This window comes from Pelotomaculum sp. FP, assembly GCF_004369245.1.
In the GTDB taxonomy this organism is placed as follows: domain Bacteria; phylum Bacillota; class Desulfotomaculia; order Desulfotomaculales; family Pelotomaculaceae; genus Pelotomaculum_C; species Pelotomaculum_C schinkii.
The window spans coordinates 20,513-42,007 of record NZ_QFGB01000035.1; the positions used below are offsets into that span (position 1 = coordinate 20,513).

24 protein-coding genes and 1 pseudogene are annotated in these 21,495 nt (G+C 45.3%); 4 read left to right on the forward strand and 21 right to left on the reverse strand.

The annotated features are described in order from the left end of the window. Nucleotides 1–14: 14 nt before the first annotated feature. The gene (locus Psfp_RS13625; RefSeq protein ID WP_134219087.1) at nt 15–404 is read right to left on the reverse strand and encodes a hypothetical protein; all 390 of its coding nucleotides are present in this window, start codon (nt 402–404) and stop codon (nt 15–17) included. A 193-nt stretch (nt 405–597) separates the two neighbouring features. Between Psfp_RS13625 and Psfp_RS22530 the strand changes: the two genes are divergently transcribed. Continuing rightward, nucleotides 598–732 carry a hypothetical protein gene (locus tag Psfp_RS22530; RefSeq protein WP_282434343.1) on the forward strand — a complete coding sequence of 45 codons (135 nt, stop codon included), beginning with the start codon at nt 598–600 and terminating at the stop codon, nt 730–732. Nucleotides 733–770: 38 nt separating this feature from the next. On the opposite strand, the gene Psfp_RS13630 is transcribed toward Psfp_RS22530, so the two are convergent. Both Psfp_RS13630 and rmuC read right to left on the reverse strand, forming a co-directional pair. Next, nucleotides 771–1,283, reverse strand: a complete 513-nt coding sequence (locus Psfp_RS13630) for a nitroreductase family protein (protein WP_134219088.1) — start codon at nt 1,281–1,283, stop codon at nt 771–773. Between the two features lie 130 nt (nt 1,284–1,413). Beyond that, entirely contained in the window at nt 1,414–2,790 is a 1,377-nt protein-coding gene (gene rmuC, locus Psfp_RS13635; RefSeq protein ID WP_243120646.1) for a DNA recombination protein RmuC, read from the reverse strand. A 496-nt stretch (nt 2,791–3,286) separates the two neighbouring features. On the opposite strand from rmuC, the gene Psfp_RS13640 reads away from it, so the two are divergent. Beyond that, nucleotides 3,287–4,945 carry an AMP-binding protein gene (locus Psfp_RS13640; protein WP_134219090.1) on the forward strand — a complete coding sequence of 553 codons (1,659 nt, stop codon included), beginning with the start codon at nt 3,287–3,289 and terminating at the stop codon, nt 4,943–4,945. Nucleotides 4,946–4,984: 39 nt separating this feature from the next. Here Psfp_RS13640 and Psfp_RS13645 read toward each other — a convergent pair whose 3' ends face one another. From Psfp_RS13645 to Psfp_RS13695, 12 genes are all read right to left on the reverse strand, one after another. Next, on the reverse strand, nt 4,985–5,812 hold the full coding sequence (locus Psfp_RS13645) for a DUF3307 domain-containing protein (RefSeq protein ID WP_134219091.1): 828 nt from the start codon (nt 5,810–5,812) through the stop codon (nt 4,985–4,987). Between the two features lie 44 nt (nt 5,813–5,856). Continuing rightward, nucleotides 5,857–6,489: a SatD family protein gene (locus tag Psfp_RS13650; RefSeq protein WP_134219092.1), complete on the reverse strand. Its 633-nt coding sequence runs from the start codon at nt 6,487–6,489 to the stop codon at nt 5,857–5,859. A 222-nt stretch (nt 6,490–6,711) separates the two neighbouring features. Further along, nucleotides 6,712–6,810 carry an SAM-dependent methyltransferase gene (locus Psfp_RS22285; RefSeq protein WP_243120647.1) on the reverse strand — a complete coding sequence of 33 codons (99 nt, stop codon included), beginning with the start codon at nt 6,808–6,810 and terminating at the stop codon, nt 6,712–6,714. Between the two features lie 95 nt (nt 6,811–6,905). After that, nucleotides 6,906–7,103: a hypothetical protein gene (locus Psfp_RS22290; RefSeq protein WP_243120648.1), complete on the reverse strand. Its 198-nt coding sequence runs from the start codon at nt 7,101–7,103 to the stop codon at nt 6,906–6,908. Nucleotides 7,104–7,199: 96 nt separating this feature from the next. Continuing rightward, nucleotides 7,200–7,817 (reverse strand): YigZ family protein, encoded by a 618-nt coding sequence (locus Psfp_RS13660; protein ID WP_134219093.1) that lies wholly within the window; start codon nt 7,815–7,817, stop codon nt 7,200–7,202. Nucleotides 7,818–7,835: 18 nt separating this feature from the next. Beyond that, nucleotides 7,836–8,912 (reverse strand): aromatic acid exporter family protein, encoded by a 1,077-nt coding sequence (locus tag Psfp_RS13665; RefSeq protein WP_205079574.1) that lies wholly within the window; start codon nt 8,910–8,912, stop codon nt 7,836–7,838. A 298-nt stretch (nt 8,913–9,210) separates the two neighbouring features. Beyond that, on the reverse strand, nt 9,211–10,047 hold the full coding sequence (locus Psfp_RS13670; protein WP_134219094.1) for a rhodanese-like domain-containing protein: 837 nt from the start codon (nt 10,045–10,047) through the stop codon (nt 9,211–9,213). Next, nucleotides 10,031–10,744: a TVP38/TMEM64 family protein gene (locus Psfp_RS13675; RefSeq protein ID WP_134219095.1), complete on the reverse strand. Its 714-nt coding sequence runs from the start codon at nt 10,742–10,744 to the stop codon at nt 10,031–10,033. The genes Psfp_RS13670 and Psfp_RS13675 overlap by 17 nt, the downstream gene beginning before the upstream one ends. A 36-nt stretch (nt 10,745–10,780) precedes the next feature. Beyond that, on the reverse strand, nt 10,781–11,785 hold the full coding sequence (locus Psfp_RS13680) for a radical SAM protein (RefSeq protein WP_134219096.1): 1,005 nt from the start codon (nt 11,783–11,785) through the stop codon (nt 10,781–10,783). A gap of 25 nt (nt 11,786–11,810) precedes the next feature. Continuing rightward, nucleotides 11,811–12,755, reverse strand: coding sequence for a lysylphosphatidylglycerol synthase transmembrane domain-containing protein (locus Psfp_RS13685; protein ID WP_134219097.1), 945 nt, complete (start codon nt 12,753–12,755; stop codon nt 11,811–11,813). A 173-nt stretch (nt 12,756–12,928) separates the two neighbouring features. After that, nucleotides 12,929–13,468, reverse strand: coding sequence for a CDP-diacylglycerol--glycerol-3-phosphate 3-phosphatidyltransferase (gene pgsA, locus Psfp_RS13690; RefSeq protein ID WP_134219098.1), 540 nt, complete (start codon nt 13,466–13,468; stop codon nt 12,929–12,931). Nucleotides 13,469–13,522: 54 nt separating this feature from the next. Then, a complete protein-coding gene (locus Psfp_RS13695; protein WP_134219099.1) occupies nt 13,523–14,218 on the reverse strand; it encodes a TIGR04282 family arsenosugar biosynthesis glycosyltransferase in 696 nt (231 codons plus the stop codon). A gap of 63 nt (nt 14,219–14,281) precedes the next feature. On the opposite strand from Psfp_RS13695, the gene Psfp_RS13700 reads away from it, so the two are divergent. Next, a complete protein-coding gene (locus Psfp_RS13700) occupies nt 14,282–14,974 on the forward strand; it encodes a TIGR04283 family arsenosugar biosynthesis glycosyltransferase (RefSeq protein WP_134219100.1) in 693 nt (230 codons plus the stop codon). Here Psfp_RS13700 and Psfp_RS13705 read toward each other — a convergent pair. The 3 genes from Psfp_RS13705 to Psfp_RS13715 all read right to left on the reverse strand — a co-directional run bounded on the left by Psfp_RS13705 (nt 14,960) and on the right by Psfp_RS13715 (nt 18,236). Beyond that, a complete protein-coding gene (locus Psfp_RS13705) occupies nt 14,960–15,409 on the reverse strand; it encodes a C-GCAxxG-C-C family protein (RefSeq protein WP_243120649.1) in 450 nt (149 codons plus the stop codon). The two genes, Psfp_RS13700 and Psfp_RS13705, sit on opposite strands and share 15 nt — an antisense overlap. 314 nt (nt 15,410–15,723) lie before the next feature. Continuing rightward, a complete protein-coding gene (locus tag Psfp_RS13710) occupies nt 15,724–17,331 on the reverse strand; it encodes a hypothetical protein (protein WP_134219101.1) in 1,608 nt (535 codons plus the stop codon). Between the two features lie 2 nt (nt 17,332–17,333). Continuing rightward, nucleotides 17,334–18,236, reverse strand: a complete 903-nt coding sequence (locus tag Psfp_RS13715) for an ABC transporter ATP-binding protein (RefSeq protein WP_134219102.1) — start codon at nt 18,234–18,236, stop codon at nt 17,334–17,336. Between the two features lie 150 nt (nt 18,237–18,386). On the opposite strand from Psfp_RS13715, the gene Psfp_RS13720 reads away from it, so the two are divergent. Continuing rightward, entirely contained in the window at nt 18,387–18,989 is a 603-nt protein-coding gene (locus Psfp_RS13720) for a TetR/AcrR family transcriptional regulator (protein ID WP_134219103.1), read from the forward strand. Nucleotides 18,990–19,708: 719 nt separating this feature from the next. Here the strand turns inward: Psfp_RS13720 and Psfp_RS13725 are convergent. The 3 genes and pseudogenes from Psfp_RS13725 to Psfp_RS21335 all read right to left on the reverse strand — a co-directional run. After that, a complete protein-coding gene (locus Psfp_RS13725) occupies nt 19,709–20,125 on the reverse strand; it encodes an FMN-binding protein (RefSeq protein ID WP_134219104.1) in 417 nt (138 codons plus the stop codon). 22 nt (nt 20,126–20,147) lie between these two features. Next, entirely contained in the window at nt 20,148–21,107 is a 960-nt protein-coding gene (locus tag Psfp_RS13730) for an FAD:protein FMN transferase (RefSeq protein WP_243120650.1), read from the reverse strand. 110 nt (nt 21,108–21,217) lie between these two features. Continuing rightward, nucleotides 21,218–21,495: pseudogene (locus tag Psfp_RS21335) on the reverse strand (hypothetical protein); the annotation flags it as partial.

Below are 21,495 nucleotides of genomic sequence, written 5' to 3' on the forward strand. Positions count from 1 at the left end.
GTCGATGCTATCGATTATACCATCCCATCATGCTTTTTAATGATCTGCACAGCCTGGTCCAGCTTATCCTCGTTGGTCACGACCGCGACCATGAAGGCCTTGCCTCCCGCCATACCGTAATCATCACAGCCATAGCCGCTCGCGGAAGGATCCGCGCCCATAAGGACTCTCTTAGCGGGGTCCTCAGAGAAGTTGTCTTTGGAAAACAAAGTCGGTCCGGTTACCGTATTGGCACGGTTGATGGGATTATTGAAAGTTGCGTCGTTGTTGTCGCCGAAGCGGGATACGCGGTCCAGCTGCACCTCGTTGATACCCGCGGCCTTAAGGTCGTCCACCGCTTGCCGGGCTTTGTTGCTGGTTGGAAAATAAGACAGGACTGATCGTTCACCGGGCGTTAACTGCATATCGGCCACCTCCCAAGTTTTATGCTAGTATGGCCCGGCGGTAGTATTAGCATACCGGGTTTTACAGGTCGCTAAGTAAAGCGAACAAATCAAACTCCCGTGTCTTTCCATGCGGCGACAGGATCGGACTGGCTTAGCTGGATGGAATAAACACGGCCTGTCACCGAGCAAAATATAACCGGAGGTGGTCAACTTGCCGGAAGAAAAAGATCCGAAAGGATTTAATGAAGAAGTAATAAATAAAGAGGCAACCGAAGAGGCTGCCCAGGGTTATATCAGGATTATCGAGGAAGAGGAATACGAAGAAGACCCTTTTGACTGGTTCTAAATTCTCTAAGTATTCTCTTAACTGGCCTCGTTTCCGGTTTACCAGCGACCATACCGTACCAGCCCGGACAGCGGCTTGCGGGTTTTTGCACCCGGGGCGTCGGCCGGGTAGCCCAGTGGTGTCAGCGCTACCGGCTCCACACCATCAGGCAGCCCCAAGATTTCCTGTGTTGCTACAGGGTCAAAGGCCGCTATCCAGCAGGTACCCAACCCCTGTTCAGCCGCCGCCAGGATCAGGTGATCCATAGCGATGGCGGCGTCAACATGACCGTAATTGGCGTTGTCCTGCCTGCGGGTCCAGGCCTGCGAGCGCACGGCACAGACACAAATCACCAGGGGCGCCTGGGTGAAAAAGGGCCTTGTGTAAATCCGCTCCAATTCCTTCTTGCGACCGGCGGTTTCGAAAATAATAAACTGGAAGGGCTGGCGGTTGGCTGCAGTGGGAGCCAACCTCGCCGCTTCGAGTACGTACTCCAGTTTTGCCTTCTCTACCGGCTCCGGCTTGTAGGCCCGCACGCTGTACCTATTTTTCATGAGGTCAAGTAATGTCACAAAACTTCACTCCTTTTTATTTTTTCCTTAATAATCCGTGTCGAATTACGTTAAATTTCCACACTATTAGGGCTGCGAACCCCCCCTTCATTCCTCACCGCTTTGAACGACTAATATAACCCGAAATGCATTAGTTTTTACATAATCCGTTATCCCGGTTATTCCCTTCCCCGGGTGTCAGCAGATCAGGGGCGTGGATCTGGCGGGTTGTCTTATCAATTACCTCCAGGGTGTCAATTTCAGCCCCGGTGGAAGCCCCCAGTTCTTTAAATTTACGGGCAGTAACCAGCACTCTTCCTTCCATGGAGCCCACCGCTTTGTTATATGCCTCTACTGAGCGGTCCAGGCCTTTTTTCAGGTCGGCGAAATGCCCGGCCAGGTTCCGGACGCGTTCGTACAACACCTTTCCCAGGTCACTGATAGCCTGGGCATTTTCAGCGATAAGCTCCTGTCGCCAGCCATAGGCTACAGCCCTTAATAAGGCAATCAGCGTGGTTGGAGTGGCTAAAATTACCCGCTGCTCCACACCAAACTCAATCAAAGAGGGGTCCTGTTCAAGCGCAGCGCTAAAAAACGTTTCGCCGGGTAAAAACAAAACTGCAAACTCTGGAGTCGGAGTAAACTGCTCCCAGTAGGCTTTACCGGCAAGCTGCGTCAGGTGGACCCTGATCTGCCTGGCATGGTCTTTCAGCTTGGTCACCCTGGCAGCATCGTCCTGACAATCCAGCGCCTCCAGGTAGGCCTGCAACGGGGCCTTGGAATCAACCACTATGTTTTTGCTGTTGGGCAGCTTGATTAACATATCCGGGCGCAGGCGGCCGTGTTCAGTAGTCGAGGATTCCTGCTGAACAAAATCGCAGTATTCCACCATGCCGGCCATCTCAACCACCCGTTTGAGCTGTATTTCACCCCAGCGGCCCCTTACGCTAGGCGCCCGCAAGGCTTTAACCAGATTGGCGGTCTCAGCCTGGAGCTGGACCTGTGTGCCGGCCAGCGACCTGACCTGTTCAGTCAGCGTGGCGTAAGCATTTTCCCGGGACTTTTCAATTTCCTGGATTTTGCCGTCCACCTTTTCAAGAGACTCCTTTAATGGCTTTACCAGGTCATCAACGGCCTTCTGCCTGGCTGCCAAATCACTTTTCGCATTATCCTGGTATTTCTCCAGGGTTGTCCTGGCCAGTTCCAAAAAAGACTGGTTGTTACTTTTTAAAGCATCGCTTGACAGCGCTTTAAAGGCGTCGGATAATTTTTGCCGGGCCTCGTCCAGGATGGCTAACTTTTCCTCCGCAGACTTACGCTCCTCCGCAAGCTGCGTGGAAAGCCTGGTAACGGCCCTGGTTTCTTGCAGATAGGCGTTTTTTTGCTTCTCCACTTCACCTTTTAATTCATTGATTTGCAGCTCTCTGGACTGGAGCCGTTCCAGTAATATTTCCTGCTCAGTCCCCGCCTCAGCCTTGGCTTTGTTATAAGCTGCAGTGATTTTGAGACGCAGGCTCAACCAGACCACAATACCCCCGACCGCAATACCTGCCAGAAACAAATATACTTCCGTTTTTCTCCCCCCGATGCAAAGATTATTTTACTTACCATTGCTGTTGCTCTGCCACACAATACCATTTTCTCGCCTATATAATAATGTTAATTGTGGTCCGCCGACAAGCATTAATATCCAAAAACAAAAGACGACTGCTTGGGGTATGTTGACGTGTATTTAAATGTGCAAGTATGTAATGAGACATTAACGAATAAATAACAAATTTCGTTATCCCTTGATTATCAATAATGATTGATTGATAAATAAAGTTGCTATAAGAATTAACATCTGTGTTATTTTCATGCAATATAACGGCCCTTGTGAAATATTTCTCAATATGCAAAAAATTTGATGAAATTAAAGGATATTACTCACCTTATAAAGAACTTTACACAAAGAACTTTATTATGTTTAAAGACAGGGAATAAGGTTTACTATAAATAAGTAAATTATTTTTGGGAGTGGGCTTATGGGAGCTTTCGATAAAACCACAGTGGCTGAACTGCTTGACCGAACATCAATGCACTACCCTGATAATGACGCTCTTATTTACACCGACCGTGGCTTGAAGTATTCCTACAAAGAGTTTCGGGAGCTCTGCAACCAATTTGCCAAAGGGCTGTTAAAACTGGGGATAAAGAAGGGCGAACATATTGCCGTTTGGGCTACCAACGTGCCCGAGTGGGTAATTACCCAGTTTGGCAGCGCCAGGATTGGAGCAGTGCTTGTGGCAGTTAATTACGGCTTTGAATTATTAGAGTTGGAGTATCAGCTGAAGCAGTCGGATGCAACAACCTTGATTATGATCGAAGGTTCGAAAAACTCTCATTTCAGGAGTATTATCAATGAACTATGCCCTGAATTAAGCGAATGTAAGCCAGGCGAGCTGGTATCTGAGAAACTGCCTCTTTTGAAGAATGTAATCATGATCGGTAACAATAAATATCCCGGGATGTTTTCCTGGGATGATGTGCTCAAAGCGGGTGAAGATGTTTCAGATGAAGAACTGGAAGACAGGAGCGCTACCCTGGACCCGGACGATGCAGTCGTGATGGTCTTTACTTCCGGTACTACCAGTCGTCCCAAAAGGGTCATGCTGACCCATCATGCCATTATTGAGAATGCCAGGGCACAAGCCGAATGTTTAAATCTCGGTCCGTCTGACCGGATGTGTATAGCGGTGCCATTCTTCCATTGCAAGGGCGCCGTGTCCAGCAACTTGTGCTGTGTTGTTACGGGGGCAGTGATGGTCCCTGTTGAAATATTTGACGCGGCGCAAGTGCTGAAAACAGTTGAAAAAGAGCGTTGTACGGTACTGCACGGGGTACCGACCATGTTTATTCTGGAACTGGAGGAGATGGAAAAGGGTAAGTACGATGTGTCTTCCCTGCGGACCGGGATGGTTGCCGGCGATGGATGTTCCCCTGATGTTATAAAAAAAATAGCTAAAGTAATGAATATGCCAGAGGTCATTACCGCTTACGGGCAGTCCGAAGCATCACCATGTATAACCAGCACCAGGACATCCGATCCGATAGAGATAAGGGCAACCACCGTGGGACAGGCGCTGCCCGGAGTAGAAGTAAAAATCGTTGATCCCAAAACAGGAGAAGAAGTACCACGGGGAGCGCATGGTGAAATTTGGGCTCGTGGCTACAATATTACCAAAGGGTACTATAAAATGCCCGAAGCCACTGCGTCTAAAATTGACAGTAACGGTTGGGTGCATACCAGGGACCTTGGGGTCATGGATGAAAACGGGTATTGCAAGATTATCTGCCGGTTAAAAGATATTATTATTTGTGGCGGTGAAACTATATTGCCCAAAGAGGTGGAGGAATTCCTGCGTATTCACCCTTTGATCAAGGATGTTCAAATCGTTGGCGTTCCCAGCGAAAAATTTGGCGAGGAAGTGATGGCCTTTATTCGGGTTCAGGAAGGATACGCGCTCACGCCTGAATCGGTTCAGAATTTCTGCAAAGGCCAAATCGCCAGCTGGAAAATTCCAAAATATGTGGTTTTTGTGGAAGACTATCCTTATACAACCAGCGGTAAGGTGCACAAGCTTAAACTCCGTGAGATGGCGGCAGAGATGCTTAAGTCACAAAAATGCAGTAAGATTAAGTAATGAGAGCAAAAGCCTCACCCATAACTCCGGTGAGGAGTTCTAAGATAAGTATTCATAATCGAAAACTGGCAAAATGCTTTGAAGCAATAAACCTCCTCCTATTGCTATCAATAAACTAACTAGAGTACCAATTAAATAGTATTCTGCAAAATCTTTGTTTTTGAGTTCGTTAAACCTGGCAATGGATTTTGCAGTAAGAACAAAAGCTACTGCTGAATACGATCCATAGAGCACTAATGTTAAAATTATTGTTCTTTCAAATATTCCAATATATTTTCCAATATGATTGGAAGGTTTGATTATTAAACAACCATCTATAACACCTTGATTTTTCTTTGGAAATATCCAGTCAATTACCATCCTAGTTAAAATAGCGCCACCAAGTGTTATATATAAATATGCAATGACAGTAATTAGGCATTTATTGATAGGAAATATTCTTAGCATATATTCTTTTTGATTAATGCCTATCTCCAAGGGAAACAGCCAAGAATAAAAACCCAAAATATTTGGCTCAATATTAAAGTCAAATAAGTCAATAAATAAAATCACCATATATAAATGGATAATTTGGTCAACAATAAATATAACCGGACTAAACCATAACTCCTTTTTCTTAACTTTAGAATATAAATAGTTTTTTGAAAAATCGATTAGTAAGTGAAACAAAGTAATTAGCAATGAAAGATATAATGCTAGCTTTAGGCCATAAAAGTGAACGGCAAGAAAAGAACAGATAAATAAAGCTATCCCGTGTTTTATAAATCCTTTCCATAGTAACTGACTTTTTTCTTCAACAATACGATCGGTTTGAAATAAAAAATCAGCCAGAACATGTGCTAAAAATAACATGTATAAAAAAGTCATAAAACCACCAGACCTTTCGCCTTGTAGACGGTGAAACCATTAATTTATCCCGTTGCAGGGTGAAATTTTTCTAGATAAGCTTGCGCCTTCGATAATGTTTTTTCAGCATGTTTTAGCTGTTTCCACTGAGCTGCCCTGCAACGTTTTTCCACATTCTGCATAGAAATACCTAGAGCCTTCGAGGCTTCTTCATAAGTACCACTCTGTTCATATTCATTCACAGCTTCCCATTGTTTTACAGTCCATTTCTTTTGAACTGTATCAATTAATAGCCATATACAATTAATAAAAGCATCAAATTCGTTAGTTCCAGTTTTCGTGATGGTTAAGGCGCCTTTAATTTTTTCAACGTCTTCGAGGGCTGCCCTAGCCAGGTAGAAAGCATTACCATTCATTTTCCAGGAATCGTCCCGAATTAGTTCCTCTTCTATAAATCCAATACCTATTCCAACTCTTATCTGAAGTGGGCGACAAAAATATCTGAGGTATCTTATTATCTCAGGATATTTCAACCATCCCTCTATGACGCCTTGAATTTCATCACCTCTGGATACAGAGAAGGGGGTAATTATTGAAGGCCGCTTTAAAAATTTCAAGCGTTCAATCGTGGCATCTAAAAACTCTGTATTTTTCTTCGAATTAATTATATCTGCTGTAACTACTGTAATTCTTTTCATGTTATTCCCCCCCCTGAGGTGACAAAGTTGATATCACCCATTATTAGGTGATATTTTCGCTAGCGTGTAATAATTTTCCTCCATGACCCAAAAAAATTCTCAAAAAACTTAACCCAATTCCCAACATCTGTTTAATACCCCTGAACTGCTCCAGTACCACCTCAAGATTATCCTATCGCAAAATATACTTTCTTAATAATCCAGTTTTCATGCTTTATCGGATTAAATGCTCCTTAATAATCTTACTTCTGACACTATTTTCAATGTGGGAGTATAAAATTGAACCTTGCTCTTTCCACTTTCGGTGGCAAAGTGGCGCATCAGATATTCGTAGGCATCGCCCAGAATATCATCACCATCAGCGCAGTATTTACTAAAAGCCAGTTCTTTACGTTCAAATATGGCGATCAGGTTGGTCAGGGGTCAACCATCTCCTTGCCGCTACCAAACTTGGTTACATCATTAAAGTCGGGCATATTGGTTAACTTGTTGGCATCCGCAATAGGCACGATGATTTTTTTGTTTATATCATCACACATGGTTGTTTTACCCTTTAAGGCAACCATATCTTTAAAGCTTGCACCGTTGGGAATTGTAATAAGTGCGTAAGGCACACCGGCGTATTTATCATTAAAAACTCACGTTAGAAGGCCGACAGGTCGTCGTGTATTACGTGAAGTTCAGGTTGCCGCCTATACTGCTTCTTTAGATTAATAATAAGTGAAACCACCCATTTTTATAATAACCTGCCCTGAGGTAAGATCGGTTAACCTTTTTGATAGGGCTTCTAAACCTTCTGGCCGTAATAAAACTTTCAATATAACTTCCTCGCCATATTCCATAGAAAAGTTTTTCCCTCCAGCCTTTTCAACCTCCCGTTTCACCACACCCACCCAATGGTAATCCAAAGCTATGTTGAGCTCCTGGTACAATAATCTTTCCACTTCACCTGCTGCCTCAATGCCCTTCACTGCCGCCTCTGAATATGCCCGCACCAGACCACCAGCGCCAAGCATGATCCCGCCAAAATATCTTGTTACGACAATTACGGCTTTTACTAAACCTTTACGGTTAATTACATCCAATACCGGCCTGCCTGCCGTGCCACTGGGTTCACCGTCATCACTGAAACGCTGTGTTTGTTCATTTATCACGTATGCAAAAACATTATGATTGGCCTGGCCGTGCGCCTTCTTAATTTTGCCGATAAAATGAAGGGCCTCTTCCTCGTCATCTACTGGAGAAGCTGATGTTATAAAACGTGATTTTTTAACAATGATTTCTGCCGTATTAGGACTTCTTAAAGTTTTATACCTGTCATCTTTCATAATTTAGCTTCCTGATCACTATGTTGACTTGCTTGCAACAGCTTTTTGCCTTCCCTTGCCAACCACGCTGATTTCCATTGCTACCACAGAAATATCGATCAAACCGTGTATGTAATAGCTGCCGGTCAGTCTTGGCTGCCATTCTTCAATCGCATCTTTGTACTTTTCCCAAAGCTCTTCGCTGATTTCTTCCTGCTCTGCAGAAATTTTATCACAAATTAAGCCACGCAGCTTTGTGTTTACCCTTTCTATCGTCACAGCGCCACTATTGAGCAAGTTTAACAAATTATGGTATTCGCCGCTAATGGGCGGCATACCGGCCTTTATGCGCCTTTCAAGCCTAACCGGCAATATTTCATAGATTTGGTTGGCTTTTTCCACGAGAGAGACGCTATAGTTTAAGAACCTTTCCGCCACAATAAACCAATCGTTTAAATTCATTAAATCATAGCCGTCTCCGGTGCTTTTCCTCTCACTCCGGTAGTATTCCGCAAGAACCAAGCATTCTTTATTTAAACGCAGCAACTCTGCCCTCTTTTCACTGGGAAATGGTATCTCTTCATCGTCGATTCTTACAAAATCACGTACTGCCCGGCTAAAATATTCAGCCGATTTCTCATTATATTCATGCAGTTTCTGAACAAACATGTGGCCATATCTAGGCGGCAATATTATGATATTGATTAACGAAGAAACTATTAGGCCGATAAAAATAACAGCAGACCTAAGCAAAGCATGTTCAAGAAAGTTATTAGCCGGGGAGCTTAAAACAAATATAGCCGCTACGATACCCATTAATATTCCGCTTTGCAGTTTTAGCCTCGTATACAAAACGATTATGCAGACTGTCACCGCTCCCATAACAAGCGGATTTCCGCCAAGCAAGTAACCAAATACAACCCCAAATCCCACTCTCAGGATATGTATAACTATCTGCTCTTTTGCTGTTTTCAAGGTTAAATAAATGGATGGCTGCATGTTGATTACTGCTGATACTGCCCCAAAAATTGCCGGTTCTAATTTAAGTATTTCACATAAATACATCGTAATAATTACTGCAATTCCTGTTTTCATGATCCTGGTTCCGATTTTCATTTATTAGTCCTCCTACCAGCATCCCATTGCTCTTAATATTAACAGGTCCAGGCCCTTCAAAGGAACTGTTTTACAGAATAATCGCCCCATCTTAATAAAAGAGACCTAAAGCAACCTGCTTTAAGCCTCTTTTTTTTTATAATTCATGCCGGTAATTACTCTGTCACTATTGCTATTTTTCCATCGGCATACTTGAATCCCCGCCCCACTCATAGATGGAGGCTTCATAGTTTCTTACTTTCTCAAAGCCAACTGCCCTGAGGATCATGGATGCATATCCAGATCTGATGCCCATAGTTCAGTAAACAATAAAATCATCAGCCGACTTTATATTATAGGAAGCCATGAGAGTTTTGATCTCTTCAGGGGTCTTTATGGTACCGTCTTTGTTCAATAATTCCAACCACAGTAAATTTACAGCCCCTTTGATGTGTCCTCCCCGCGGCTCCCCGGCATTCTGTGAGCCTTTAAATTCTCCTTCTGTTCTGACATCCAGCAGTACTTGCTTGTCTAAATTATTGAATACATAATCCTTTGTCGCAATATAGTTCTGATCGTAATCTTTCAGGATAACTCCGGTGACAGGCTTTGGCTGTGCCGCTTCTTTAGTCACCTCATAGCCCATTTCCCTCCAGTAGGATAAACCTCCTACCAGCATCTTCACATTATCCATCCCGGCCAGCTTTAACTGCCAGACCGCCCTGCCGTCAGCGCCCGGCCCCTTAAAGACATCAGAGTAAAATACAACTGTCTTTTTGTTATCAATCCCAAGGGATTCCAGCTTCTTTTGCAAATCCTCCTTGTTTTTTATAGTTCCCCAGCCCGGATCGCCTATTTTACCGGATGTATCCGAAAAAGCATTGATCCCGATACCGATGGCGCCGGGAATATGTCCTGCTGCATAGACATCCGGTTTGTTGCAGTCTATAAGGACCAGATCCTCACTCCCCAACATTGCTTGCAACTTTTGAGGAGTCATAAGAAAATCATTGTTCTGATAAACCGAGATGTCAAACTCCTTTTGATCTTGCTTGTCTACAGGCGCCGGCTGTTTTCCGCAGCCACTGGCTCCCAAAACGAGCCCCATGGCAATAAGTCCAACCAGCAACTGCTTGTACTTAAATTTCTTCCACAAAAGCCTTTCCCTCCTTTATTTTTTTATCTTTCCAGACATTCTTTATCAGTACAATCAACGCGCTCAGGGCAAAGAGTATCAAGAGGCCAAAAACCATAGTCCTGACTCCACCTGTAAGCATGCCCCCGACATAGGAATAAACAATTGTCGCCGGCAATTGACCGATTCCGGTAGCGATAAAAAACGGCCAAAAACCCATAGAAGTCAAACCGGCAGCATAACTAACTATATCAAAAGAGATAAACGGTAAGAGTCGCGCAATAAGAATGGCATATTTGCCGTAATGCTTGAAAAAATCATCTATGCTCTTAAGCGCTTTGTTGGAAGTGAATTTTACTACCGTATCCCTTCCCAGGTACCTGGCAATAAAAAAACATATTACTGCTCCGGCCATCGCGCTTGACCACGAAAGAATCGCTCCGTTAACCCACCCGAAGATACCGGCATTCGCAAAAGTAATAATGAACGCCGGCAGGGGCGCCGCGATAGACTGAAGGACCATCAAGAGAAAAGAGGTAATTGGCGCCCAGACGCCAAAACCCAAAATATAGTCGCGGGCCAGAGCCACATCCACATTGCTTAAAACAAAGATCGCCTGGTTGACGTTAACCCTGATGAATGGGACAAAATAATATAAGCAGCCAAGAATAACCAACAACAATAATTTCCCTAGATATCCGCGAAATATGTTTTTCATATACAATCACCTCCTTACTCCGATTCAAGCCTTGTATTATTTAGCGCTGAAGAACTTGGACGGACCGTCTAAAACCTGCCAGCCGGCATCCACGAGGATTTCTCTGCATTTTCCCACGTCATAACCGCGGCTCTTCTCCGTATTGTCAACTACATCACGCGGGTTGCTGCCTGCTTCAGCCCAGAGAAGATTGGCCCCTGCCACCGCCCCCATCACGTTAGGTTCATGGGTACAGTTACCTGGTATCTCTCTTGGTGTCGCCAGGCGAACTGCCGCCACAATATGGGCCATACGCGTCTCACCTAACATACCGTGCGCGCTTAAGCTTGTTCCCGGGATAGTAACACGACGCATTGCCCCGCTGAATCCGGGCTTTGCTTCCCTGGCTACGATCATTTTCTCCACTATTTCCTCATGGCTGTGTTCAGGTCCGATGGGTTCCACACACGTTCCCAAAATAAGACCTGCTTTGCCGGCGGCCTCGAAGGTCTGGAGTCTGTCTTTGAGTTCAATGCGGGTAACCTTTCCTTCACCCAGGCGGGCTGCATGATAAACCCCGGTAAAGCCCGCTTTGCGCAAAGCAACTGCCTCATCATATGAGAAATCGGCAATATTGGCGATTAACGGCACACCTGTCCGCAGTTCCCGCCGGACTGCTTGCCCCATCTCCAGGAAACTTTGGAAGTTCAAATGGGCTGTGGCCATGAGGTAGATGGCATTAGCGCCCGCTTCTTCCAGGTCGAGAGCCTGTTGAAGAATGAATTCCAAAGACTCTATCCGCTGGGTATTAAAAATTTTATTGCCGGCTGCAAAGGAACAAAAAGCGCAATTACAGCTGCAGGGCCCGCTGTTCACCCCTACCTGGCCATGTATTTCCGCCTTACCCGCACAGGCCTCCTCGCTCATCTGACGGGCTTTGAAAGCAAGGTAAAAGGACTCTTCCGAACATATGTCAAGCTCTAATAGTTCCCTGATTTCCTGGCTCCCCAGGAGGGCGCCGTTATACGACTTATCAATAATTTTTTTAACCCTCTTATTCATTACGCCACCCTTTTTCGCAAAAGTCTCAAGATATACACTGCCTATCCACAGCCATTCCCCTGTTAGCAAGCCATAAAATGCCCCCATAAAGGCTGCAGAAGCTTACCATTACCGCAAAAAGAAGGGATGCCCCCAGAGCCACGCTCCCTGCCACCCCATAGGAGTCCAGCAGCAACACGTAGGCGCCTTCGCGTATCCCATACCCGTTAATCCCGATAGGGACCATGGCTATTGCTGAAATCGCAGGTATTATATAAACCAGGTCCCACCAGCTTAATAAGTCAATATGAAGGCCTCTAAAAACAGCATAGTTTACAGCTACCACTGTAAGCTGGAACAGCACTGACAGGCACAATACCGTGATAATCATCTTTTTCTGGCCGCGTAAAGCATGACCATGTGAGAGAAAGCCACGCGCAAAGCCGCTTAATTTGCCACCTCTTTCAGCGGCCCAGGCGGGAATTCGCCCCATCATTAAAAAGAATAATAATCCTGCCGCCACAATTATGAGCATCATAAAAAGCCAACCCACATGCCAGTTGGAGTCCGTTATTGGGAACACAACTAAACCGGTCAGGGCTAGCCCCACGGTAGCCAGTAAGCGCTCGATTATGACGGAAGAAGCCGCGCCTGCAATATTGGAAATGTTACGGCCGGTCAAAAGAATTCTGATCCCGTCGCCACCGATACTGGAGGGGAGAAAGTTGTTGAAGAAAATCCCGATCCAGTATACTTTCCACAGTTGAAACCAGGGCAGATTGATGCCCTCTGCCCTTAATATCCGTGACCATTTTTCGACACTTACAACCATTGAGATAACGATGAATACCCCGGCTAAGATAAGCCAACCCGGCTCTGCAGTCAGGAAAATGTCCCGCACAGCAATCCAATCAAAACTGTAAATTAACCAGCTCAATAACAAACCAGACACAACGATCTTAATCAGAAGAATTAAACTTTTCTTCGACACGGCATAATCACTTCATTTATATAATATATAAATAATTTCCATGATCACCTAAGAACATATAAAGTATAGCAATTTAGTATTCTTAAATCCAATAGAACTTATTAATTAGTCTCTATTATCCATATAATGAATCTTTATCATATAGTTGCTGGAGCGGGTTCTTGGTCTTTCAGCTATCTTGCTTTTGTTGCAAGCCTGAATGCCAAATAATAATCCACGCCTGACCAAAGCGTAAAAACCATTGCAAATGTCAAGGCAACATAAGCAAAGGGGAAATTTATCAAATAGAAAGGAAAATTATCCAAGAGAAAGGCGCTAATAGCTATAATTTGCGTTACTGTCTTAATTTTTCCAAGACAACTGGCCGCGATGACGATCCCTTGCGCTGCTGCGACAGTTCTTAATCCGGTAACGGCAATTTCCCTGCTGACAATAATAATAGCTATCCACCCGGGTATCCTCCCTATCTCCACCAGGATAATAAGAGCCGCGGCAACAAGGATTTTATCGGCAACAGGGTCTAAAAATTGGCCCAGTAATGTTGTTTGATTCTTTTTTCTCGCAAGGTACCCATCCAGGCCGTCGGTTATTGCAGCAGTGATAAAAATGCCGGCGGCAATATAATCAGCGTAATGACATTTCATTGAGGCTGCCAGCAAGAATACCGGAATCATTATTAATCTGGCGACAGTCAGGCTATTAGGCAAATTCACAATGCCAATCTCCCGTTGAATGTTATTCAATAGTCCCTGAATAAATAGAATTGTTCAATGCTCTTCATATAATAAGTTGCGTATTTCGATAGATTTTAGAAACCGGATGGTCCTTGCCGGAATTAACTCAATATCTATTTTTTTATTTTCATACTGTCTCATCAAAGCCAGGAGGTCACCCGGGCGGTCAATATCCATCAAGCATTCCAGAAGTCCATAGGACAATTTGTTCTCTTCACATATTTTTAGAGTTTCTTCCAATACTTTTTCCGAACCCCAGCTGATACCGTCAAAAACCCTGCCCTCAAAGTATCTCATTCCAATAAGGCAATAACCGCCGTCGAGCGCCGGTCCAAAAACCAAATCGCTTTGCTCCAGCAAATAAAGAGCTTTTTGTAAATAAGAAGGCGGCAAAGCCGGTACATCCGTCCCGATTAAAATGACAGGGGCGTGACCGGTTAAAAACAATCTTTCAGCTATGTCATGCATACGCTGTCCCAGGTTTCCACCAGACTGGGGCATGACCCGCCCGCCAAATTCCAGCTTTTTAGCCAACTTGTTGAGATCGCCGGAAGGAGTTACAGCCAGATAGCGCTCAAATTCTGTCAGTCTACTTACTTTATCCAATGTATCTTCCAGAAAAGCCCACTGCAGGGCTTCCCGCTGAGCGGGTGACAGCACCGCGCCCAGGCGGCTCTTACCTTCTTTGGAAGGCGCCCTGGACATGATTGCCAGCGCCGGTTTAAGCATTTTTCACCATTCTCTCGCCAGTATTTGAAGGATTAGTAAAGGATATAAAGAACTTAAATTTTTATGATTAAGACAAAGCATCCTTTAATAAGCGTAATCATTCCAACTTATAATGAGTCCGCAACCATTGAGGGAACCCTTGAACACCTGCGCCCCTGGAGCAACCTGATAGAGGTCATTATTGCGGACGCGAGCACTGACGGAACAGCCAATTTGGTCAGCCGGGATTTTTCCCTTATACAGGCTCCCCGGGGCAGGGCAAGTCAGATGAATGACGGCGCTCAGCTGGCCGGCGGAGAGGTACTTCTTTTCCTGCACAGCGACACCCGCCTGCCAAATGACTTCATCCAACAACTTGAGCTGGCATTGTCCGACAGCAGAGTCGTCGGGGGCGCCTTTAAAATGAAAATAGATCACCCGGGGTTGTTTTTCTACCTGACCACCCTCGGTTCAAATCTGAGGGCCGCTGTCACGGGCGTATATTTCGGCGATCAGACTATCTTCGTGCGGCGGGATTGTTTCCGGCAAATCGGCGGCTTCCCGCTTATTGATTTATTGGAAGATTGGGAGTTCTCCTTGAGCATGAAAAAGATCGGGAAAACTGTGCTTCTTCCCGGTCCCGTCAAAACTTCGGCCAGGCGCTGGTTAATCCACGGCAAGTGGAGGACCACATGGCTGATGCATAAAATTAAGGTCCTTTATCTTCTAGGAACCAGCCCGGCAGACCTAAAGAGGCTGTACTCAGACAGGCGTTGACTTTTTTATCTTTGCGGCTAAAACTAATTCCATAGTCATAGCGGCTGTTGTACCGGTTATTTCCTTGCACCGGGCATTTTTAAAAGGAGATAACTTTTTCCTGAGCCCGCTGCAGCAGGCCTGGCCAAATTCATTGACAAACCGCTGATGCAGTTTTGCCGCAGTTTCTGATATCTCCTTATCAAAACCCTTGGTATCGGGATTTGCAAGCAGCAGACTGATAGCCATAACGCCTCCTGTTAAAGCGCCGCAGGCGCAACCGGCGCTCATGCCGCGACCAAAACCTGCAGCCAGTTGTATTATGCCGTCGGTTTGCCCTTTAAGCATCTCCACGGTGCTCATCGCCACTGCCTGTGCGCAATTATAGCCCTGGCTAAAATACGTCATCGCTTTGCTGCGTACGTCCTCGCAAGCATCCTGATATGCGTCACTCACTAGTATCCTCAACTACTTCCCAAGACGAATAGAATCACCCTTAAAACCATTCTTCATTCTAACATGAGTATTTATCATTAATCCAATAACAAATAATTATATAAAAGAACGGCAAGATAATGTTTTTTAATAGTTCCCCATCGTTTTCTTGATACTGCAACGCAAGCACGCTCGCTCCAGATCGCTCTTGGCGGGAAATCCAAACCGTAGTTGCATACGAAAAAAGCCTTGCTTAGCAAGGCTTTCGCGTTTTTATATGGTACGACTGGCATCTAACGTAGATTGTAACCAAAATTAACACCCGCTTAAATCGTTTATGCTTTTGTTAAAACATCTCTATTCCTAAACCCAAACAATCCGAGCCCTGTCAGTATAACTGAAAGGCAAAGCAGCCAGAACAACGGAAGCAGCGGCAGATTTGAAATATTAATGGTATAGTGAGCATAAGAGAAGGGAGAAACACGCATCAGTGACCAATCAATGATCTGCGCTTCCCAGGCAAGCTCCAATATACTAAACGATAACCAAACCACCCATCCCAGTGCTGTTATGCGAGGCCATAAGCCATACAATAAAGCTGTTACACCCAACAGTATCCATACGGGTGGGATTTTTGAAACGTTCATGCTAAAAATATGCCAAAATTCATGGCTTAGATCGCCGGTCGCAAGTCCATAAACCAGCCCCCCGGCAATGCCCATGGCTACCAGCAAGGCAGCAGAACATAAAGAGGCTACAGTTAAATGGCTGCTCATCCAGCGAACCCGACTGACCTGCTTATCCAGCAGCATCTCTGCTCGGCCTTCATTTTCTTCTATTTGCAGACGCAATACAGCGGTCATGGCATAGACAGCCACAAAAAGTGATATCAGATAGAAGCTGATACTAATAAAGACATAGCCCAAACCCACCTCATCAGACCAACTTGTGCCGCCCAGGTTCGACAGCCAATCACTCATTCCACCGGCATTGGATAAACCGGGAGAGATGGCCGCAAACACAACAATATACAATCCTGCCCCCACCAGCCAGCCGATAAAACTTCTCTTCTGCAGCCTCCAAGCCAGCGCCAAAGGACTGGAAAGATGGGGAGCTGCTTCCGGGGGCCCGGAACGGGCCAAAAGAACACCTGCCCCCAGATCTCTGCGAGCAGAAAGTACATAGGCAATAACGGCGGGTACAGCCGCAAAGGCAGCAAAATACACCAGGCTCCAGCCATGATTGCCGGCAAATGGTTGGGTCACCCGCTGCCATGCCATGGGAGTAATCCATCTTAATAAGGTATCGCCGCCTCCGAAGTTATTCAAAATCGCCATCGCGATTCCCAAGCCCAAAGCTGCGACACCAATGCCTCGCGCAGTTCCGCTGTTTTCCCGGAGCTGAACACCTAAAGCGCCTATTCCGGCAAAAAAACACCCAACGGCCGACATGGTCGCGCCAAACAGAAAGGAACCGCCTGCAGCCCCCCCAAGGGCAATGATACTCAAGGCGATCAGCACGCCTGCCGCCAGGTTTCCAACACCGGCCAGAAGCAACGCAGCAGTCAGACTGGCATAAGGGCCTACTACATAGGCACGAATCAACTCGCTGCGGCCGGTCTCTTCATCGGCACGAGTGTGCCGGATCAAGGTAAACAGGCTGCCGATCCCCAAGACAAGGGCGAGTTGTGAAGTGCCTCGCCATACGATAGCTCCTGAAAGGTCAAAGGACATGACCGGGCCAAGAAGCGCAGAAATCAATGGATCTTTATCAAATTCAGTCAGAACGCTCTGCAGTCCCTGGCTGGCCATGGCGCTAAAAGTAGCTGCCGTTACCAAACCCAGAATTACAGGAAGGAATAGCCAGAGGGGCAGCAAGAACCGATCCCGGCGCAGAAACAGCCTGAAAAGTGTTCCAATGCCCGCAAAATCCCTGGTTTTCATCTCTAAATTTCTCCTTTTTCACGAATATCGTCGCCATAATGGCGCCTGAACAGATCCTCCAAGCTGGGCGGTTCAGCCGTCAAAGATTTGATCCCCAGCGGCAGCAGCGCCTCCATCGCCTCCGTCAGGGCATCGGAGTCTACAGAAAAACGGTACTTCAACCCGTCTTGTGACACATCATGAACTCCAGACATTTTTTCTAATTCGATAGCAGCGCTGCCGGTCTCCACGTTAACGGTGGTACGGGTAAGATGCCGAAGTTGGGACAAAGTTCCCGATTCTACGATCTTCCCTTGCCGGATAATGCTTACCCGGTCGCAAAGACTCTCCACCTCCGACAGGATATGGCTTGACAGGAGCACGGTCTTGCCGTCTTTTTTTAATTCCGCCACGTATTCCTGAAAGATCACTTCCATCAAGGGGTCAAGCCCCGAGGTAGGCTCATCCAAAAGATACAATTCCGCTTCACAGGAAAAGGCTGCCACCAAAGCTACCTTCTGCCGGTTTCCTTTGGAATAGGTTCCGCTCTTTTTGGTTGGATCAAGCTGAAAGCGTTCCAGCAGTTGTTTCTTGCGAGAAACGTTAAGCCCTCCATGCAGCCGCCCAAGAAGGTCAATGATTTCACCTCCGGATAGATCGGGCCACAGAGTAACATCACCGGGGACATAAAGAAGCCGGCGATGCAGTTCCACAGCATCCAGCCAGGGATCTCCGCCAAGCAGTGAAATTTCTCCCGATGTTTTTCGCAAAATCCCCAGCAGGATGCGAATAGTCGTAGATTTTCCGGCGCCGTTGGGTCCAATAAACCCGTGTACTTCCCCTTGCATTACCGTGAGATCAATTCCTTTTAATGCCTGGGTCGTACCAAAGGACTTGGTCAGCTTTTGAATATGAATCACATTCATGTACAGTCCTCCAAATTTATATATATTATAATAAGTTATTATAATATATCTATAATATATCTAAGCATGGAGCTTTCGTCAACAAGTTTTATATATTTTATATTGATTCATTATAAAACTTTTAGTATGATTAAGCTGGGGTGAAAATACATGAACGGATATGAACGTAGGACAGAGTTAAAAAAAGATAAAATACGCACTGCCGCTTTAGAGCTTTTTTGTGCGTACGGTACAGATAAAACCAGTATCAATGAAATCGCTCAAAAGGCAGGAGTTGCACCGGCCAGTATCTATAATTATTTCGGGAGCAAGGAAGGTCTGATGAAGGATACAACCAAAAACCTCCTGGAAAGCGGCTGGCAAGCAAGAAAAGAACTCTGGGAAACCAACCTGCCCTTTCCTGAATTGGTGAAGCGTGCCGTATCAATGAATTATGATTTCATTGATCACATCAATCTGGATACTCTAAGAGTATTGTTTAATACCGATCCGGAGATAAAGAAGCTGGCGGATGATTTTTATAAACACAGATATTCATATATCGTAGGCCAATTCATCGAAAAAGGCCGCAGGGAAGGGTATATACGCAAAGATATTTCTATTGAAGCGGCTACGATTTATCTGAAAATGTATCAAGATGTATTTCAGCAGCCCGAAATACTGAAGAACAGCAACAAGGATTTGCTGAAAGAATTATGTGATTTGATGCTATATGGGCTGGCGGGACAGCCTATTACCGATCAGACGGAGTAAGCTGTATTCTGCTCCGGTAGTATTGAGATAGACACAGGCTATCTTGTTTCCAGGATTGCCAGACTAGAAAAGATGGCTAAATAAAAACCAAGGATTACTTTTGGCATTATTTGCATGGCTTCCTTGATTTCAAATCATTTCACAAAAGAAAAAACCCTTGATACATACACAAGGGTTTTGTTGTTAATATTGAGAAGTTAGGTGAAAACCGGAATAATCCTGGTGAGATTCGACGTATAGATCTAACTTGCGTCGGTTCTAACCTTCCACATTGAACAAGTTAACTTTTTATAAGCATCTTGATAGGTATCTTGGTGATAAATATCTCTTATTATGTCAGGAATATAAATTTCTTTATTCTTTACTATTAAATCATATAAAAAATCAGTATTGTTTTTCGATTTTATTGATATTCCTTTAGACAACATCATTAACTGTAACAGGCGCATTAAAGGTCAATACCACCGGAAAACCTTCTTCCCCTCCGAAGCCTCTTTTTTCGAATTGATTACTGCTTAATGTTTAATTTTACCATAGCTCTGGCAACCACATTGCGCAACGACTTAATCTGCATCCAAGGCATTCCAGTGTAGGTTTATTTAAAATCATTAGTGTATTGTTTGGTTAATTTAGATGCATCCTGTTTTTGGCTAAAAACTGTGAAATGATGCCTGAAAATCAATCTTTAACCTGTGTTGCGCCGACATCTCACTTCTCATTTATTTTGCACTTTTAGCGAGCGCGTTTTCTACAGCCTTGAGATAGGCTTTAGAGGTAATGGTTGCACCGCTGATGGTGTCCACCTGTAGTGATTGGGACTGCATTACCCTATTGAACAACTCATTCGTGAATTCAGCCGGCCGGTTCTCGGTATTCTTTAATAATTCAATATCCGTAACCTTGCCTGAGGACACTGTAACCTGAACTTCATTGGCCCTCCATTTGAACCGCCCACCCTCATATTCTCCTACATAAGTCCCGTCATTAAGATCCTTAAAATCCATGACAGCAATAAGGAGATTTCTGCCTTCACGCCGTTCACCTGCAGTAAAGAGTAACGCTCCCCCAAGTACCATAACAACAATTCCCAACACGATTATTAACATTCTGATCTTTCCTCTCCATATCATTAGCATTCTGATTTTCCCTCCATTTACTCTAAAACATTACGTTTATCCCTTCACCGGCCTGAAAGCAGTTTCTCAGGCCTTCCGTAACGTAAACCTGTAAGCCCATGTCCACGATAATGGCTTCGGCTCCAGGGAATCGCCTTAGGAGTCCAAGCCCTTTTCCCATCCCGGCTACGAATAAGATGGTGGACAAGGCATCGGCAACCGTGGAGCTATCCGCGACAATGGTCACGCTTACCAACCCTGATTCAGCCGGATATCCGGTGGACGGATCCAAGATATGATGATGCCTTTTTCCATTACTGTCAATGAAATAGCGCTGGTAATCCCCAGATGTTACCACTGCCTTGTCAACCACAGAAACAAAACCCATTAAGCTGTCTTCCAGCCTGGGATGTTGGATACCCACACGCCACGGGGAGCCATCCGGCTTTGTTCCCAAAGTAACTACATTACCTCCGATATTGGTAAAAGCTGAGGAAACGCCATATTTCTTAAATACCTCCAAAAACTTATCGCCTGCAAACCCTTTACCAATACCCCCCAGGTCAACGGACTGGCCCGCCTTTTGCAACCTGGCAGCCTTTTCGCAGGGATCCAAGACCAAGCCGGTATAATCTACCAAAGGCAGAATCTGTTTTATTCTTAATTCCTCCGGAGGTTTGGATGTATTCTGAAAACTGCCCCATAACTTTACTAAATGCCCAACAGTAACATCAAAAAAGCCCTGGCAGGTTCTTGAGAATTCAATAGCACATGACAGGATCTCATAGGTATCAGCGCTCAGCTTTTCGCCTTTCAGACCTGCTGACCTGTTGATCCTGCTTATCTCGCTTCCGGGCCTAAAGCGGCTCAACAGCTCTTCTAGCCGTACAGCTTCATTACCGACAGCTCTTAGTGCTTCTTCAGCATACTTGCCGGAAGCTCTATGGGTCATTACTGTGCCCATCCCAAGGTCCGTGGACTGGGCATCTACGGTTCTGGTCAATGGTAACCCTCCATTCTCTAACCTGTCCAGTGATACCTTTGTCCAGGAAGGATTGCTTATGAAGCATCCTCCTAATCCGGTATACGGTAGAAACAAAAACCGTGTGCCGTTCACTTTATCTTTTTGGTACACTGATAAGCTGCTGCAAGGGCGCCGGGCACACCACCGATCTGCATCGCCCAGCAGGAGCCGATGTAAAGGTTTTTGACCGGTGTTTCTATATTCACGCTCATGGTGTTTTTATAGAACTTCTTCTTAGGGTTCCAACTCCATGCGGAGCTCGCTCCATCTGTATTATGGGTGAATCTTTCATAAGTCAGCGGAGTTGCGGCGTCTTTATATTCGATACCTTTCTTCAAGCCGGGAATCAGCCTGGATGCGCTGTCTA

What these genes read in the sequence shown, in the direction of transcription:
- Psfp_RS13625 (WP_134219087.1), bottom strand. Translation starts at nt 404, where the DNA reads ATGCAGTTAACGCCCGGTGAACGATCAGTCCTGTCTTATTTTCCAACC.
- Psfp_RS13695 (WP_134219099.1), bottom strand. Translation starts at nt 14,218, where the DNA reads ATGCTTAAACCGGCGCTGGCAATCATGTCCAGGGCGCCTTCCAAAGAA.
- Psfp_RS13650 (WP_134219092.1), bottom strand. Translation starts at nt 6,489, where the DNA reads ATGAAAAGAATTACAGTAGTTACAGCAGATATAATTAATTCGAAGAAA.
- Psfp_RS13710 (WP_134219101.1), bottom strand. Translation starts at nt 17,331, where the DNA reads ATGAAAACCAGGGATTTTGCGGGCATTGGAACACTTTTCAGGCTGTTT.
- Psfp_RS13640 (WP_134219090.1), top strand. Translation starts at nt 3,287, where the DNA reads ATGGGAGCTTTCGATAAAACCACAGTGGCTGAACTGCTTGACCGAACA.
- Psfp_RS13645 (WP_134219091.1), bottom strand. Translation starts at nt 5,812, where the DNA reads ATGACTTTTTTATACATGTTATTTTTAGCACATGTTCTGGCTGATTTT.
- Psfp_RS22285 (WP_243120647.1), bottom strand. Translation starts at nt 6,810, where the DNA reads ATGCGCCACTTTGCCACCGAAAGTGGAAAGAGCAAGGTTCAATTTTAT.
- Psfp_RS13665 (WP_205079574.1), bottom strand. Translation starts at nt 8,912, where the DNA reads ATGAAAATCGGAACCAGGATCATGAAAACAGGAATTGCAGTAATTATT.
- Psfp_RS13715 (WP_134219102.1), bottom strand. Translation starts at nt 18,236, where the DNA reads ATGAATGTGATTCATATTCAAAAGCTGACCAAGTCCTTTGGTACGACC.
- Psfp_RS13700 (WP_134219100.1), top strand. Translation starts at nt 14,282, where the DNA reads ATGATTAAGACAAAGCATCCTTTAATAAGCGTAATCATTCCAACTTAT.
- Psfp_RS13680 (WP_134219096.1), bottom strand. Translation starts at nt 11,785, where the DNA reads ATGAATAAGAGGGTTAAAAAAATTATTGATAAGTCGTATAACGGCGCC.
- Psfp_RS13725 (WP_134219104.1), bottom strand. Translation starts at nt 20,125, where the DNA reads ATGCTAATGATATGGAGAGGAAAGATCAGAATGTTAATAATCGTGTTG.
- Psfp_RS13675 (WP_134219095.1), bottom strand. Translation starts at nt 10,744, where the DNA reads ATGAAAAACATATTTCGCGGATATCTAGGGAAATTATTGTTGTTGGTT.
- Psfp_RS13720 (WP_134219103.1), top strand. Translation starts at nt 18,387, where the DNA reads ATGAACGGATATGAACGTAGGACAGAGTTAAAAAAAGATAAAATACGC.
- Psfp_RS13660 (WP_134219093.1), bottom strand. Translation starts at nt 7,817, where the DNA reads ATGAAAGATGACAGGTATAAAACTTTAAGAAGTCCTAATACGGCAGAA.